The organism is Bacteroides stercoris ATCC 43183, assembly GCF_025147325.1.
Classification (GTDB): domain Bacteria; phylum Bacteroidota; class Bacteroidia; order Bacteroidales; family Bacteroidaceae; genus Bacteroides; species Bacteroides stercoris.
On sequence record NZ_CP102262.1, the window covers coordinates 356,860 to 373,386 of the forward strand.

8 protein-coding genes are annotated in these 16,527 nt (G+C 50.7%); all 8 read right to left on the reverse strand.

All coding sequences use genetic code 11. The annotated features are described in order from the left end of the window. Nucleotides 1-12: 12 nt before the first annotated feature. Nucleotides 13-1,983 (reverse strand): ribosomal protection-like ABC-F family protein, encoded by a 1,971-nt coding sequence (gene abc-f / locus NQ565_RS01350; RefSeq protein ID WP_005652295.1) that lies wholly within the window; start codon nucleotides 1,981-1,983, stop codon nucleotides 13-15. A gap of 220 nt (nucleotides 1,984-2,203) precedes the next feature. Next, a complete protein-coding gene (locus NQ565_RS01355) occupies nucleotides 2,204-3,115 on the reverse strand; it encodes a nucleotidyltransferase family protein (RefSeq protein ID WP_005652298.1) in 912 nt (303 codons plus the stop codon). A gap of 204 nt (nucleotides 3,116-3,319) precedes the next feature. After that, the gene (gene tamL / locus NQ565_RS01360) at nucleotides 3,320-5,674 is read right to left on the reverse strand and encodes a translocation and assembly module lipoprotein TamL (protein WP_005652299.1); all 2,355 of its coding nucleotides are present in this window, start codon (nucleotides 5,672-5,674) and stop codon (nucleotides 3,320-3,322) included. A 1-nt stretch (nucleotide 5,675) separates the two neighbouring features. Next, nucleotides 5,676-10,217, reverse strand: coding sequence for a translocation/assembly module TamB domain-containing protein (locus tag NQ565_RS01365; protein ID WP_005652300.1), 4,542 nt, complete (start codon nucleotides 10,215-10,217; stop codon nucleotides 5,676-5,678). Between the two features lie 128 nt (nucleotides 10,218-10,345). Next, nucleotides 10,346-12,673 carry a hybrid sensor histidine kinase/response regulator gene (locus NQ565_RS01370; RefSeq protein ID WP_005652301.1) on the reverse strand — a complete coding sequence of 776 codons (2,328 nt, stop codon included), beginning with the start codon at nucleotides 12,671-12,673 and terminating at the stop codon, nucleotides 10,346-10,348. 56 nt (nucleotides 12,674-12,729) lie between these two features. Further along, nucleotides 12,730-14,070 carry an MATE family efflux transporter gene (locus NQ565_RS01375; protein WP_005652303.1) on the reverse strand — a complete coding sequence of 447 codons (1,341 nt, stop codon included), beginning with the start codon at nucleotides 14,068-14,070 and terminating at the stop codon, nucleotides 12,730-12,732. Between the two features lie 275 nt (nucleotides 14,071-14,345). Next, nucleotides 14,346-15,581 (reverse strand): M16 family metallopeptidase, encoded by a 1,236-nt coding sequence (locus NQ565_RS01380; protein WP_005652310.1) that lies wholly within the window; start codon nucleotides 15,579-15,581, stop codon nucleotides 14,346-14,348. A 54-nt stretch (nucleotides 15,582-15,635) separates the two neighbouring features. Beyond that, nucleotides 15,636-16,475 (reverse strand): peptidylprolyl isomerase, encoded by an 840-nt coding sequence (locus NQ565_RS01385; protein WP_005652312.1) that lies wholly within the window; start codon nucleotides 16,473-16,475, stop codon nucleotides 15,636-15,638. Between the last annotated feature and the right edge of the window lie 52 nt (nucleotides 16,476-16,527).

Genomic DNA, 16,527 nt, shown 5'->3' on the forward strand with positions numbered 1-16,527 from the left:
AAATAAATGTTATTATTTCCTTGCCTCTTCCAACTCGCAGGAAACTGCATCCCACTCTTCCATCACACTGTCCAGTTGGGCTTTCAGTTTCTGATGCTGTTCGTAGAGCGCCATATCCGAAGCGCCCTCCGGCGTAGCCATTTTAGCTTCGAGAATGGAAATGGCCGCTTCCGTCTGCTCTATCTCTGCTTCACAATCCGCTACACGGCGTTCCAGCTTCTTAAGCCGTTTATTGAGTTCTTTCTGTTCCTCATAAGAAAGTTTTGCAGCGGAAGGCTGTGCAACCGTTGCCCCGGCATTGCCGCCGGCAACCGTTTTTTCCGCAGACGGTGAGGAAGACAAAGAAGGCGATTTCTGCAAATCATTCAGGCTCTCTATCTGCTTCTTCTGCAGGAAATCGTAGATACCTCCGAGGTGCTCCTTCACCAATCCGCCACCGAACTCATATACCTTAGTCGCAAGACCGTCCAAAAAGTCACGGTCGTGACTGACAATTATCACCGTACCGTCAAAATCGCGGATAGCTTCCTTCAACACATCCTTCGAGCGCATGTCGAGATGATTCGTAGGTTCATCGAGAATCAGGAAATTCACCGGTTCCAGCAACAGCTTAATCATGGCAAGACGGGTACGCTCTCCGCCGGAAAGCACTTTCACCTTCTTGTCCGAAGCCTCTCCACCGAACATGAACGCTCCCAATATATCACGTATTTTCAGCCGGATATCCCCTACCGCCACACGGTCGATGGTATCGAATACCGTAAGATTTTCATCCAGTAACTGCGCCTGATTCTGAGCAAAATAGCCAATCTGCACATTGTGTCCCAAAGTAAGTTTTCCGGTATAATCCGTAATCTCGTCCATGATACACTTTACGAGTGTAGACTTACCCTCACCGTTCTTACCTACAAAAGCCACCTTCTCACCACGGTTTATGGTGAGATTTACATCGTGGAATATGACATGGCTACCATACGCCTTGGCTACATCTTCACAAATAACAGGATAGTTACCGCTACGGCTGCTACAAACGAACTTCAACCGCAGCGCAGAGTTGTCTTCCTCGTCCACTTCGATGCGCTCTATCTTCTCCAGTTGCTTGATGCGGCTCTGCACCTGCACGGCTTTGGTAGCTTTGTAGCGGAAGCGCTCGATGAACTCTTCCGTATCCTGTATCTGTTTTTGCTGGTTTTCATAAGCGCGGAGCTGCTGTTCACGGCGTTCCTTGCGAAGCGTCACAAACTCATCGTATTTCACTTTATAATCATAAATACGCCCGCAGGTTATTTCAATAGTACGGGTAGTGACATTATTCAGGAAAGCACGGTCGTGGCTGACAAGTACCACTGCATTGGCACGGGTGGAGAGAAAGTTCTCCAACCACTGGATGCTCTCTATATCGAGGTGGTTCGTAGGTTCATCGAGCAACAACACGTCGGGACGGCGCAACAACAACTTGGCAAGTTCGATACGCATACGCCAGCCGCCGGAGAACTCACTCGTAGGGCGGTCGAAGTCTTCCCGGCAAAAGCCCAACCCCTGAAGAGTACGCTCTACCTCGGCACGATAATTAGTGCCGCCCATCATCAGAAAGCGTTCGTTCTCGTGGGTAAAGCGGTCTATCAGTTTCTGATAATCCTCGCTGTCATAATCGGTACGTTCGGCAAGTTGCTGGTTCATACGTTCGATGTCGGCCTGCATCTCAAAGATATGCTCAAAGGCAAGTTCAGCCTCCTGCATCACAGTACGTTCATCGCTGAGAACCATTACCTGCGGCAAGTAACCGATAGTACATTCGCGGGGGACGGCAACAACACCGGAAGTGGGTTGCTGAATACCTGCCAGTATTTTGAGCATGGTGGACTTGCCCGCCCCATTCTTGCCGACAAGGGCTATACGGTCTTTCTTATTAATAACGTAAGAAACGTCTTCAAACAGAGGAGTAGCATTAAATTCCACCTTCAGTCCTTCTACAGATATCATAGTGTCAATGAATTAATCGTTCAAGACTGCAAAGGTAACGATATTATTTTTTATTCTCATGCAATCATGCATTCAAAGCATACAACTGCATTCATTTAAATTTCAAGAAATCCCCTCTTTCCCTTTCTGTCCAACCGATTTGGAAAACAGAAAGAAAAAGAGGGGATATTTTTATAAAGGGAATCGCCTGGGCGCTCCTTTAGAATAGATTGGCGTTCTTTTAGAACAGCTTAGCCGGATATTCTCCCGCATCCACCAATGCCTTAATCTTATCGACCACGCTCTGACGGTCTTCCGGATAAGTCACCCCGAACCACTTGCTGTTCGTATCAAGCACTTCAACCGTAGCAGTACCGTCATTAATCAGTTTATCCACCATCAAAGGAATAAAGAATTCACTCTTCAGGTTCTCCATATTCTTCGAATCGCTGAGGAACGTCTTGAAGAATTCCTGACTGTAAGCGAAGTAATCGGGAGTAAAGCCCCAGAAATTCATACTGACCGGAGTTGTATCGGGAGTAGCAGTCCACTCACCGTTATCATCAATATATTTCACTTCACCGTCCATACGCTGAATTTTGGTACGTTCAACGACAGAAGTCAGCAGATTATTTGCATCAGTACTGCAGAGACCGCGAGACACCGTACCGCTTTCACTCAATGTATTGCCGATACGGAATCCTACCATCGAATATACATTCTTGGAGCCTTCGGGAAGCTCAGACAGGAACTTGCCCATTACCTGGAAAGAATCACGACCGTAGAAGTCATCGCAATTGATAACGGCAAACGGTTCCTTTATCACATCGGCACCCATCATTACGGCGTGGTTGGTTCCCCAAGGTTTGGTACGGTCGGCCGGACACGTGAATCCTTCGGGAAGTGCATCCAGTTCCTGGAACACCAATTCGCACGGGATATGACCTTCGTATTTGGATATGATTTTATCGCGGAAGTCTTGTTCAAAATCTTTACGGATAACAAAAACGAGCTTACCGAATCCGGCCTTGATAGCATCGTAAATAGAATAATCCATAATAGTTTCGCCATTAGGCCCCAGTCCGTCCAATTGCTTCAGGCCACCATAGCGGCTGCCCATGCCGGCTGCCAATAAGAATAAAGTTGGTTTCATATTAGTTATTATTTAAAAAGGTTAGTGTATCATGGTTGATAACAGGCACAAAAGTAGTAAAATTTATATCAGAAAAAGGAAGATTTCAGTCCATTCTTTTCCATAATCGTACAAAACTCCGCCTCAATGGCAGATACTTCTACTTTTAGTTTGCTTATTAGCCACAATTCTTCACTATTGTCAGCCCCAAACCCACAGTTTGCCTTAGAACGGATAACCGATAGCGAAATGCAAGGCAAGACTGTCCTTGAACTTGGGAATATTATAGTATCCCGACTTACCGGTATCATACGGATCGTGCAACCCCACTCCACAATCCAGACGGAAAACCAGAAAGTCCATATCATAACGCAAACCAGCTCCCGTACCCAAAGCTATCTGTCTGGCAAAGTTCTTTAAAGTGAACTCGCCGCCTGGACGGGACTCATCCTTACGCATCAGCCACACATTACCGGCATCCAAGAATACAGCTCCATGCAAATCTCCGATAATGCGGAAGCGGTATTCAACATTAGCTTCCATACGTATATCACCCACATGATTGATGAAAGAATACTTATTTTCCTTATCCGGAGCATAACTGCCCGGACCTATGCTACGTGCAGAAAAAGCACGCACACTGTTGGCGCCGCCGATATAGAACTGTTCGGTATAAGGAGCCGCCAGCGCATTTCCGTACGACCATATCACACCGCCGGCAATGCGCGAGGCAATCATCTGGTTCTTGTCTATCTTATAATGATAGCGGAATTCGCTGTTTACCTTCAGGAACTGTGCAAAAGGAACACCCAGCAGCTTTTTGTCCTTCTCCTTGAACGACTTTCCGAAAATACGATAAATGCACGAAGTAAGGTTACCAGCCGAGCTCACTGTCGTCTGCCACCAGATAGGATTGCGCACACCCGGCAAAGATGCGTTGTCGTAGGTGTACATATACTCAAAGACCGGAATAAACTGGTCGCGCAGGCTGACGTAGAGTGCAGGATTCTCCGCCTGCAACTCCTTGAAGGCTTCCGTAGGGTCGCGAAGTACGTTGAACGTGAGTTTGAACGGTGTAAAACTATGCTTGCTCGTACGCTTCGGCTGGAAATCGTATGTAGCGTTTCCGCCAAACGCCAGCAGTTTATAATACTTGGCACGGTTCAATTGGTCGATGTACAGTTTGAAAGTCGTAGTGGCCGGAAAGTCATACTCCTTGTCGCCAAAGCGAGGGAAGACCACGCGCGGAAACATAAGCGAGGTAGACAACCCCACTTCATAACTGTTCATCAGCGAAGAACGGTCTTTACCCGTCTGCCACTCATACGAACCGTCCAACTTTACATTCCATGCCTCACCGCCGCCAAACACATTGTTCTTCGTTACGGTGAACGAAGCTCCCGGTCCGGTTTGGTTATTGCTTTTCATCTTTACGTTGAAGTCCAGTTCGGCATCATAAGGCTTGTCGAGTGCCGCATGAATATTCACATCCAGCGTATCGCACACGAATGTCGTATCACGCGGGGTATACTGCATCTCAAGATAACGGAAGATGCCTACATTGTTCAAGCGCTCCTGCACGCGGGTCTGGCGATAAAGGCTGTAAAGGCGCTGCATGGAGCGTCTGCGGGAAATCCCCGTACTGTCCTGCACCTGACGTTTCTGACGATACGCCTGATAGTTCAGCCATCTGTAAATCATATTGGGATGTACCCGCAGCTTGTCGTGATAATAGATGCGCAGGCCTTTGTAGTCGATACTGTCATTAGGGGTCTGTCCCTGCTTGCCATACAGATAAAAAGCTTTCTTGCCTACATAAAACGGTTTCTCGGCAACGGAAGGCATGCCGGGAGCAGGAACCATGCGCATGGCAACATGTCCGCCGGGCACTAAGGTCGTATCCGCCTGATAAGTCAGATAATCGGGACGGAAATAATAGCACCCTACATTGCGCAGCAAAGTACTGATACGGGTACGTTCTCCGTCGAGGTCGGTCACGTTGAACTGTTCTCCCGGACTGATAAGCGAACGGCGCCGGCTCATATTCATAATGCGCAAGGTACGCTCACTGAAACCGTGATAATAGACCGTATCGATAAAATAAGGGTTGCGCATATCCACCGTATATTGCAGCTTTGCTTTCAAAGAATCCTTCGGATCGATGAACGTTTTATAACTGACCGTTCCGTTAAAGTAGCCGTAATCGCGCAATAAATTGGCGGCCGCCTTCTGCCGGATATCGGGATTGACAGTAGACATCAGTACGGGCTTTGCCGCAAAGCGGTTGAATATCCACCTGCCAAAGCCTTTCTCATATTTCACAAAGCCATTGTAAATCCATAACCCCATAGGAAAAGGTATGCGAATAGTGGAACTACCCAGCAAAGAATTGTTCGGAGCAGTGGCAAGCGCCGCTTCAACCTCTTCCATGGCAGTCTCGCCTACCGGAGTGGTACTGCGGTTCTCGACAATCATCTTTTTTTGTCCCGTATACAGAATTTCACCTTCCGGCAAATGCTTGGTTGTGGAACATCCTGCCAGCAACAGTATGCCCGCCATATATACTATCAGTCGTTTCATATCATTCTACAGTTTGCTTCTTCTTTTTCCTGAAGATAAAAAGTTCGCCCAGGCGGTCCATTTTGCGACGAAGCACAAGACCGACTCCGGTTTCCGTTATTTCCCCGTCGAGCACACTCTCGTAGTTCTTGTCATAGAACACACGGACATAGCGCGTACCGGACGTATCAAGGCGGTACTCAAGCGAAATATTGTCGATAAACGATTCCGCATCATTCGTGGCATTGGCGCCGGTTGTCACCTTACCGCCGATGACAATCTGCACACGGTCGTTGAAAAGACGCTGCGAATAGCGGAAGCTATAATCCGTCTGCTTGTCACCCGTTTCGGCTGACGTACGGTCTTCCATACCCATAGTGAAACTTGCGTTGATGCTTTGGAAAGCCGAGCCTGCCAATGAGTTGATCTGACTTTGGATAACACTGTTCAAAGCACTGCCCATAGACAATCCGCCGCCTTTGACACCGCTGTTCATATAAACACCGGTCGCCAGCATGGCAATGGCCTGTTTGCTGCGCTCCTCGGCTCCCATAGCCTGCAACTCATTCTCAATGGTGGCATCATCCGGCGCCGTTATATCGAAAATAAGTTCGGGAGCGTCAAGGCGATTCTTTATAGCTATGGACACATCGAAATTCACCACGCGCGAACCACCGTCATCACCATCGGCTACCGAAGCGCGCATACGCTCCGTCGCTTTCAGGTTCAGCGTCGGGTTCATCGGGTCGCCTCGCCAGTCCACATAACTGCCGTTGTTAATCTGGAATTCCTTCAACGGAATGATAGGAAGCGAATACTTCATAATTCCGCCCGAAAGCGTATAACGTCCGGTAAGGCTTATATCGCCTTGCGGAGTATACTGCATGTTCAAATCTCCGCCGCCTTCCAATTCAATGAATTTACTGCGGTCGGGACTTAAATCGGCGCGCAGGCGCACGGCATTGTCGATATGTACGGACATAATCATATCCATACCGCCCAAAGACATGGCGGGAGCCTCATCAGTGCCCACCGAAGCCGTATCGGCAAAAGAAGTAAAGGTTACTAAACCCTCAAGACGGTCTTCCACCGTCAACGGTGAGTCCGTCAGTACATAGGTAACATCCGTATTGCCCAGCAGGTTCATGTTACCGCGCATGGTCAGGGCATCCAAAGGCCCTCGTACCGTAGCGTTCAAATCGACAAATATCTTGCCGTAGATAAGACTTTCGCGGGTGCGCGGCGCATCCAGCAGCGTATAGTTCTCCGCCAGCAACTTCAAGTCCGCCGTAGGACGTTCCAAATTGCGGAAGTCCACCTTGCCGTTAATGGTAAACGGATTCTTGCTGGTGGTATAAATGGCAAACTTGTCAAATATCAGTTGGTTATCCCTAATCTGTACGGGACGGTCGTCAAACCAGTAGCGGGCCCCTGCCTGACGGGCATATACCGATACGCTGTCCAGCGTGATATCTCCGTGCATCCTGGGTTTCTCCAACGGTCCGTAGATGTACATCCCGCCATCGAGGTCGCCGGTAAAGGACATCATTTGGTCGGGCACAAAAGCATTGGCAATCTTCATCGGGAAGTGTTCAAAAGAGGTAGTCACTTCCAGCGTGTCCTTTCCGTTCTTCTTTGTCAGTATGCCGTCGGCAGTCATCACTTCCCGGTTGTCATAACTGAAATATGTATTCAGATAATGCGTAGCGCCCTTATCGCCCGGCAGCCATGTGGCTCCCATACCGATGTCTCCTACATGCTGCCGCTCATAGGTCAGTTCATCGATATTGGCTTCGGCTGAAACCTGCAAGGAAGTAGGGGTCTGTATATACTGCGCCTCGGCAGAGAACAAGCCGGTGAGACGGGGCATATAAGGAAGCACCTCGCTCAGTTCGCCCAGTTGGAAACGGCTCAACTCCACGTTCATATTCTGCAATGAAATGCTGTCGTTCTTGTCCGACTGCATACGGAAGCCCAAACCGTTGTCACTATCCATATCGATATTGGCATAGACGCGCATGTTGTTATGCAGATATATCCAATTGCTGTTGTCTACGAAATGGAACTTACGGTATGCGATAACCGGTTCGGCAGGCGTCAGATTAAGCAATACTCCGTTGCCTTTGCCATGTCCCTCCGTCAGCGGGCGGGCATTGACGCCGAACAGCACTCCCGTCTGTCCTTTTCCGTCCACATAATTCACGGTCAGTTCGGCATCTTCACTGCGAATCTCACCGGTCAGCGTACTGCGGAATACGAACTGCGGATTCTTCGGTCCGTTAATCACCCCGCTTTGCAGCATCATCCGGGAAGTATCCTGCTTCACGGCAAAGAAAACCGTATCGAGCTGCAACGAGTCCACACGCAATCCGTGAACGGCGGTCCGTCCGTTGATGCCCCGTGCCGGCGTACTTCCGAAACGAAGGGTGAAGTCATTGAAACTTATGTTTTTTGTTTTCAGGAAATAGCTGACCGGATTGGCCTGCCCAGCCGTCAACTTCATGCCCGCCGAGGGCAATACCTGCCGCAAGGCGGCATGGTCAAGGCGTCTTTCCTCTATCTGTTTCGTCAGAATGGCTACGAACTTGTCCGACTGCCCCAACAACTCCTCCAACGTGCTGCGGGCACGGAACTGCAAATCCATATCGCCGGCATCCATCCGCAACTTAATGGAATCGCGACGCGCTTCCGCTCCCAGATTGAACGCAACGGGATGTTCCAAAGGTTCGGATGCGATTCCCAGATTATACAAGTCCAGTTCCTCTACTTTCATGTTCAGTCTGCCGTCCATATATTTACGGTCGAGACGAAGGTCAGCTTCAGACTGCATCTTCAACAGTTCATTATCGCTCGTCAACCGTACAGAAGCTACCGCAGATTTCAACCCCGCATTCAGGTTCACACCCGACAGATTCCAGCGAGCATATTGCAGTTCGTCCAGTTTGGCTTCCACAAGAGCCGTCGTCTGACGGGAAGTCATATCCACTCCCCTGCCTTTGGCGGCAACATGCGCAGTAAGTGCATAAACAGAATCTTTGGGCAGGAAATGATGAAGCTGCAAGGCATCTATGGCGAGGTCTGCATGATAGACCTCGGTAGACAGGTTGTAAGCGGCATCCAGATTCAGACTGCCTTTGCCCTCCTGCACTTTGAGCAGGGCATTGCATTGAGGCCCGTCGAGCCCGAGACGCGCTACGAGGTTCATACTGTCGGGCACAACGATAGAGCCGTCGGGAGTGACCCCGGTAAGCCCGGTGAGGAAATTAAGGTCTTGCGTCTGCATCTCAAAATCAAGCCCTCCGCTACGCTTCAGGCTATCCGTAAGGTTCCACAACTCACCGCCGCCGCTCAATGAGAAAGCGCCGGGAAGTTCGGCCGTGAAACGGGAAATCTGCATCTGTTTCAGATTGCCTTCCGTACCGGCATGGATTACCAACGGGCGGAAAGGATAAGCCTCTTTAAAAGTTTCGGGCAGTCCGCCGGCAAAGAGCAATACATCCTGCTTGCCGATATTGGCGTTAAAGCGGGCGGACAACTGTCCGGTAGTGGGTATATCGACAAGTTTCCAATAGGTCTGCGCCGTCAGGTTCATCTCGCTGTGCGGGGTCTTGAGCTGCAAATAGGGAACACGGATAACGGCTGAGTCGGCAAAGAGGCGTCCGGTCAGGGAAGTCACCGTCAGCCCAGAACGGTCGTACATGGAGAACTCTCGGATAACGGCATTCATGTCGCGGCCGCAGGTCATCACCGAATCTATGCCGATACGGATATCGCGCAATGCGATGTGCGAAGCGTCAAAGCCCTCGGCAGGAACGGCTGTGCCCGTATCATAATTCACGGAAGTCCCCGTAAGGGCAAACTTACGCCAGCCATAGAACTGCCGCTTGAGGTCGGCTTCGGCATCCTCTATGCTTGCATCCCCGATAGTGGCTGCCAGCGACATGGAGTCGAGCGGCATCTGCAAATCCACCGACACATTCTTCAGTTTCAGGCTATGCAATGCTACGCGCCAGTTCAAGGCGGTTTCGGTGGTATCCTCCGGAGTTTCGGTAGTGTCGGCAAGCATCACCTGCACGTGGGTATCGCTCAGTTCCACCCGGTTCAGTACGGCATCCTCTTTATTCAGGTCTATGCCGTGACTGGCAAGAAAGAACCGTCCGAGCGTACCTTTTATGCGCATGCCTTCCAGCAGGCCGGAAGAGTTTACGGCCACCCGTTGCAAAGTGATGTCATCCACCTCTACCCTTCCTTTCAATAAGGGCCATGCCTGTACGCGGATGTTCAGGCTTCCGAGGTTCAGCAAGGTATCGGGGTGTTGGATATCAATAGTATCGCTTCCCGGCTGCACTACCTGAACACCGCGCACAAGCAGGTTCAACGGAAAACGAAGGTCTATCCGCTCTACGGAGATATTCATGCCCGTAGCATCCGATGCTATTGCCGTGGCCTGCTTCCGTATAAAATTCTGTACGGGCGGCACGTAAAGCAATATCATCAATATTACAAATAGGATAATAGGAGTAAGAAGCACCCAAAGTGCCCCTCTTAACCATTTTCTTCTCATTGGAACGTCAAGCTGTCATCGATTAATTCGTACAAAGTAAACAATTAATTTTGAGATAAAGTTCCTAATAAAAGAAAAATACTATGTTGCGCCGGTGTTTACGACCACTTATACCGTAATTGCTTATTCTAATCCGCCCGTGCCTGCAAGCGGATAATGTCCTCGATAAGAGCAAGCGAACGCAGTGCCCGCTGCCTCTGCCCGGCTGTAAAAGGAGTACCGCGCAAGCCTTCCAGTATTTTAAGCTCCGCCACCAGTTCCGTAGCGCCAATCAGCGTAAAGAGAGGAATCATCTTGTGCGAAACGGCCGCCACCTCGTCCATATCCGCCGCATCCGCCGCCTTTTGCAAACGTTCGGCATTGAGGCGGGTTTCGGTAACGAAGCTCTCCATAATGGACTTTGCCGCCTCCGGGTCGTCACCGGAGAAAGCGGTGAGTGCCGAGAAGTCATAAGGAGCATCCGGCGATGAAGCCTCAACCGTCTCCGCTGCTGCTACTTCGCTCCGCATGGCAGATGTTTGTCCGATACCTTCCGCATTCAGTTCCCGGAACAGTTCCGCCACCGTAAACGGTTTGTGCAGGCAGCCGGCAAAGCCATATTCCTTGAACTCTTCCGGCTTCATATCACTACGGGCGGTAACGGCTATCACGGGAATGGCCTGCGCTTGGGGCAGGTTCGACACACGCAACAGTTTCAACAGGTCGAAACCGTTGATGGCAGGCATCTGTACATCGGTGAGCAACACATCAAAGGTATCGGAACGCAGGGCATCCAGCAATTCGTCCAATTGCATGCACGATACCGAAGCGATGCCGCTATGCTGGAGCATGGCTGCGGTAAGCGTAAGCTGAATGCGGTCGTCGTCAATCAGCAGCACACGGAGCGAAGGTTGTGAAGAAGCGGGCATGCTCTCTGAAAGAGCGGAAGAAGTTCCGGTTTCCGTCTCCTGATATTTCTCGCCGGTATCCTCCGATACCTGTACGGGGAACAAGGGAACACGCAGCGTAAATGTACTTCCCTTGCCCGGCACACTGTCCACGTCAATCGTTCCTTCCAGCAACTGCACAAGCATGCGCACAATAGACAAACCGAGTCCGAAGCCCTCTTTGCCCTGCGCACCGGGAAGGCGGGTAAACTCCTGGAAAATCCGCTCCCTGTCCGCCGGTTCCATACCTTTGCCCGTATCGGCAATGGCCACCACCAGCCGGCGTTCCTCGTAACGCGCCGTCATCGTTATGCTCCCCTCGTCCGTAAACTTCACTGCATTGGACAGCAGGTTGTTGATAATCTGGCGGAGACGGAGCGGGTCGCAGATGTAAGTACTCTCCAGTTCGGGAGCAATATCGCAATGCAACTCCAGGCTTTTGGCAGAAGTCAGCGGTTCAAAACTGACATGAATCTCTTCCAGCAAGCGGGCGGGATGGAAGGTGACCCGGTTTATCTCCGCCTTATGAAGGTCGAGCCTGTGGAAATCGAGCAAATCGACCACCAGCTTCAGCAGATGTTCCGATGAGGTTTTCATATTATCCAGGTAGAAGCGTTGCCGTTCGTCCACCGTCAGACGGGAGAGCAGATCGGCATAGCCCATGATGGAACCGAGCGGCGCCTTAAAGTCGTGGGTGATGGCAAGCATCATCTTCTCGCGCGTGGCCAGCAGGTCCTCGGCACGGCGGCGGGCTTCTTCCAGTTCGCGGCGATAGCGGTTGCTGCGCGTAATGTCGCGCCCTATGATTATCAGGAAAAAGACGGAAAGCAGCACCGCACCGACGGCAATGCCGCTGATTGTCTTAATGGAGTGATGGCGTACGGACTGCTGGTACTCCGCCTCTTTGCGGGCACGCTGCAGGGTTTCCTGTTCGTAGCCTTTCAGCAGACTGTCGATACGGGCGGTCAGCATTCGGTCCATGCGTTGCAAGGTACGCCTGCGGCGCTGTACAATCGCAATGTGTTCTTTCTGCTGTTGTGCCACGGCACGCAGCTTTTCCTGCAGGGAATCCACCGGATTATACACGTTAATCACCGTATCCGTGGCATATTCGAGGGAAGTCTTTACCTGAATGGCGGTATCTTTCTTAGGCGGCACGAACACCTCTCCCAAACGGCGGAAGAATCCTTTCTTCCTGGGCTTGGTAACCACCGTGTCGCGATGCGTAATGATGCGCTGCTGTACGCGCTGGTTTGTCACAAACGAATCCTGCCGGGTAGCGATAATATTTTCTATCTCCCGGGTAGAGACCATGCTGTCGTTCGTCTCGCTCAACACGCGCAGCATGTAAATGGTGTTCGCATCCTTCTTCCGAAGAAGCGTGATGAGACTGTCCGTCCACTGCACGTCCCGGTTATCGGAAAGCATAAGATGCTCCATCTCCCGGTGCACAAAGAACAGGGAAAAGAACAACACTCCCAGCAGCAGAGTGTATCCGACAGCTATCTTTACTTTCGATACGCTATTCATAAACAGGTAATAAAAGAGTTATGGAGCGACAGGGTGACAAAGCATCGCCCCGTGCATCATCTTGTCCTCGTTTTATAGCGGAAGCGCAGCCACAGCATCACCCCGGCACTGGTCAGACCGAACGGGAAAGCCATCCACACGCCGACCAGTCCCCAGCCCAGTACAAAACCGCAAAAATATCCTACGGGCAAAGATATAATAAAATAAGAAATAAATGCAATAACCATCATCGGCTTTACATCCGATATGCCCCGCAGCGCATTGGCAAAGTTGATTTGCAGTCCGTCGCCAAACTGATAAATCAAGAAAGGGAAGAACAAAGAGGCTACCAGCGCCGAAGCCTCTGCGCTATCCGTAAACCAGCCGCCCACCTGTCCGCGCATCACAAAAACGATGCTCATAAGCACTACTTCCATAGCCATTATCAAGTGGAAACCCGCAAATGTGGAGCGGCGTACATTCTCCATATCGTCTTGCCCCTTGAAATTGCTGACACGCACCGCCACCGCTGCACCCATACCGTAGTACATCATAAACGTGAATTGCGAAATGGTCAGCATTATCTGATGGGATGCCAAAGCGATAGTGCCCAGCCAGCCCACCATGATGGCGCTAAGGCTGAAAGAGGCCGTCTCCATTCCCATCTGCAAACCGACAGGCCAGCCCAGTGCATTGAGCTTCTTGAACACCGGAAACGACCATCCCATGCGGGAGAACCCGATCCGGTAACGGATAAAGCGGCGGCCGCGCAGCACAATCAACGCAAACACCACCACCATCATAATACGCGAGAACAACGTACTGATGCCTGCTCCCAGCAACCCCAGCTCCGGGAAGCCCAGTTTGCCGTTGATAAGGATATAGTTGCCTATGATGTTCAGCGTATTTCCGCCCAGCAATATCCACATGGCGGTCTTCGTATCTGTAATTCCGTCCGTAAACTGCTTGAAGCCGTTGAACAGCATCACGAAAACCAGCGAAGCAAGCAATACCAGGTAATAAGGTTTTATCAAAGGCATCAGTTCCTCGGGCTGCCCCAGGCGCTCCACGTTGAAGTAGACCACCGTCATGATAAACGTAAGGAGCAATGCCACCAGGACATTCGCCACCAAACTGCAACGCAACGCCTGCCCCGCTTCCGCAAAGCGGCGGTTGCCGTAAAGACTGCCCACGATAGGCGTCAGCCCGTAACTGAAACCGGTACTGAAAATGATGCAAAGCGTAAATACATTGTTTACGAAAGAAGCTGCACCCAACTCCTCGGTACTGTGATGCCCGATCATCAGAGTATCGGCAAAACCGAGAATAATTACTCCCACCTGTCCGATAACAATGGGAAGTCCCAAAAATATCAACGCTTTATAATGCTGCTTATAGCCGGCTATCCAATTCATCATCTTATTGTCTAAAATTTGTTTCAAAGGGAGAAACCATTGTTCCCCTGACGGGAAACCAGAATTTCCTTAGTAAGAAACCAAAGTTTCCCTAATGGGAAACGGGAGTTCCCCCGACGGGAAACGGGAGTTTCCTCAATGGGAAACTGAAGCTTCCTCAACGGGAAACCGAAGCTTCCTCAACAAGGAAACCGAAGTTTCCTTAACAGGGAACTTTCGTTTCGTCAAACGGCGCCCTTCCCTTCCTGCAAAGAGACGAAAAACGCTCCCTTTGACTGTCATTTATCACTCTTATAATATAATACTACGGCATTGCTTTCGCAGAAAGTACGCTGCGCCACAGTATGCAACTGCTCCGTCGTAACGGAGCGATAACGCTCTACTTCAAGGTCAATATCTTCCGCCTTTCCCGTCAGCTCGAACCAGGCAAGGTTTGTGGCTACGTTCAGATAGTTGATATTGCCGAATATCTGGGTAGATTCAAACTTGTTCTTAACCTTCTCCAGCTCCTGCCCGTCTACCGGAGACCGCTGCAACTCTTCCAGTTCTTTACGGACGGCAGCTTCCGCTTGCTCCAACGACACACCTGCCGCAGGCTTACCGCTGATTTGCAGCAGACCCGCATCACGCGTACCGCTGATGTACGCGTCGATACCGGAAAAGATATTCTGTTCCTGTACCAAGCGGCGGTTCAAACGGCTGGAACGTCCGTTGCTGAGAATATCGGACAGAATATCGAATGCGTAATAATCCGCACCCTCGCGACTGCACATGTGATAGCCCATGAACAAGGCGTCCAGCGGCACGTTTCTTTCTACCGTCAGCCGGCGTTCCTGCGTTTGCTCCGGCTCCTGCGGCAATTGCCTCACCGGAACGTCCCGCCGGGGTATGGGAGCAAACCACTTCTCGGTAAGCTTAACGGTTTCATCCCATGAAATGTTTCCCGTCACTGCCAGCACGGCATTGTTCGGAGCATAGAAACGGTAGAAGAAACTCTTCACCTCGTCCAGCGTGGCTTGCTCTATGTGCGAGAGTTCCTTGCCGATAGTAGGCCAGCGGTACGGATGCACCCGGAACGCCAGCGGCCGGAACAGATGCCCCACATCGCCATACGGCTGGTTAAGGCAGCGTTGCTTGAACTCTTCCATCACTACACCGCGTTGCACTTCGAGGCTTTGCTCGCTGAAAGCCAGCTCCAGCATACGGTCGGACTCCAGCCAAAAGGCTGTCTCTACGTTCGGCTTCGGAACGGTGAGGTAGTAATTGGTTATGTCATTATTGGTCCAGGCATTGTTTTCTCCCCCCGCCAACTGCAAAGGCGTATCGTAATCGGGAATATGCGCCGAACCGCCGAACATCAGATGCTCGAACAAATGGGCAAAGCCGGTATGCTCGGGATGCTCGTCGCGCGCACCGACATCGTAAACGATGTTCAGCGCCACCATCTGCGTGCTGGTATCCTCGTAGTGTACCAGCCGCAGGCCGTTGGGGAAACAATGCTTATTTATCTTCATACTTGTGTGACAGGGCGAGACTCTCTTCCCAAAGGTTTGACGCAATTCTGTTTATCAGTCAATCACAGTCACCTTCTCAATCTTCACATCCTCTTCCGGACGGTCGCTGCGGTCTATCTTTACCTGTTGTATCTTATCTACCACATCCATGCCTTCAACGACTTCGCCGAACACGGTATATTCGCCGTCCAGATGCGGTGTGCCGCCTACAGTGGTATATGCCTTTACCTGTTCCGGCGTGAAACGGAACTCCGGTTCGCCGGCCACCTGAGCCTCAGCCTGCGCGATAAGCGTGTCCTGCAGATTCATCAGCCCTTCCTGGTCACCGTCCTTACGCATCTTGTAGATTTCCTTCATGTGCTTCTGCGCCAAAGCATTGAAAGCATTGTTCAGGCGTGCCTGGTTCATCTGATGTTCCATGCCGAGAAGCGTAGAATCGTTATACACCTTTCCGGTCACGATATAGAACTGACAACCGGACGATTCCTTCTTCGGGTTTACGTTATCTCCCTGACGGGCGGCAGACAGCGCACCTTTCTTATGGAAGTATTTCGGGTAGACAAACTCCGCAGGAACAGTGTATCCCACATCGCCCGCTCCCAGCATCTTGCCTTTCGGGGCATTCTTCGATTCGGGGTCGCCCGCCTGTATCATGAAGTCCTTGATGACACGGTGAAACAGCGTACCTTCATAAGTACCTTCCTCGGCCAGCTTGATAAAGTTATCGCGATGCTTCGGCGTTTCGTTATACAGTTTCACGATGATGTCACCCGCACTTGTCTCAATCTTCAACTTCGTTTCTTTTTCCATATTTCCGTCTTTCTTTTGTCCCGGTTTGCAGGCCGTCAGGCCGCATACCAGTATGGTTAATAATACAATGAGATTTCTTTTCATCTGTCTTTTTGTTTAATTTAAGCCTGCAAATATACTAAAATCGGACAAAACG

What these genes read in the sequence shown, in the direction of transcription:
- NQ565_RS01375 (WP_005652303.1), bottom strand. Translation starts at nt 14,070, where the DNA reads ATGATGAATTGGATAGCCGGCTATAAGCAGCATTATAAAGCGTTGATA.
- NQ565_RS01370 (WP_005652301.1), bottom strand. Translation starts at nt 12,673, where the DNA reads ATGAATAGCGTATCGAAAGTAAAGATAGCTGTCGGATACACTCTGCTG.
- NQ565_RS01355 (WP_005652298.1), bottom strand. Translation starts at nt 3,115, where the DNA reads ATGAAACCAACTTTATTCTTATTGGCAGCCGGCATGGGCAGCCGCTAT.
- tamL (WP_005652299.1), bottom strand. Translation starts at nt 5,674, where the DNA reads ATGAAACGACTGATAGTATATATGGCGGGCATACTGTTGCTGGCAGGA.
- NQ565_RS01365 (WP_005652300.1), bottom strand. Translation starts at nt 10,217, where the DNA reads ATGAGAAGAAAATGGTTAAGAGGGGCACTTTGGGTGCTTCTTACTCCT.
- abc-f (WP_005652295.1), bottom strand. Translation starts at nt 1,983, where the DNA reads ATGATATCTGTAGAAGGACTGAAGGTGGAATTTAATGCTACTCCTCTG.
- NQ565_RS01385 (WP_005652312.1), bottom strand. Translation starts at nt 16,475, where the DNA reads ATGAAAAGAAATCTCATTGTATTATTAACCATACTGGTATGCGGCCTG.
- NQ565_RS01380 (WP_005652310.1), bottom strand. Translation starts at nt 15,581, where the DNA reads ATGAAGATAAATAAGCATTGTTTCCCCAACGGCCTGCGGCTGGTACAC.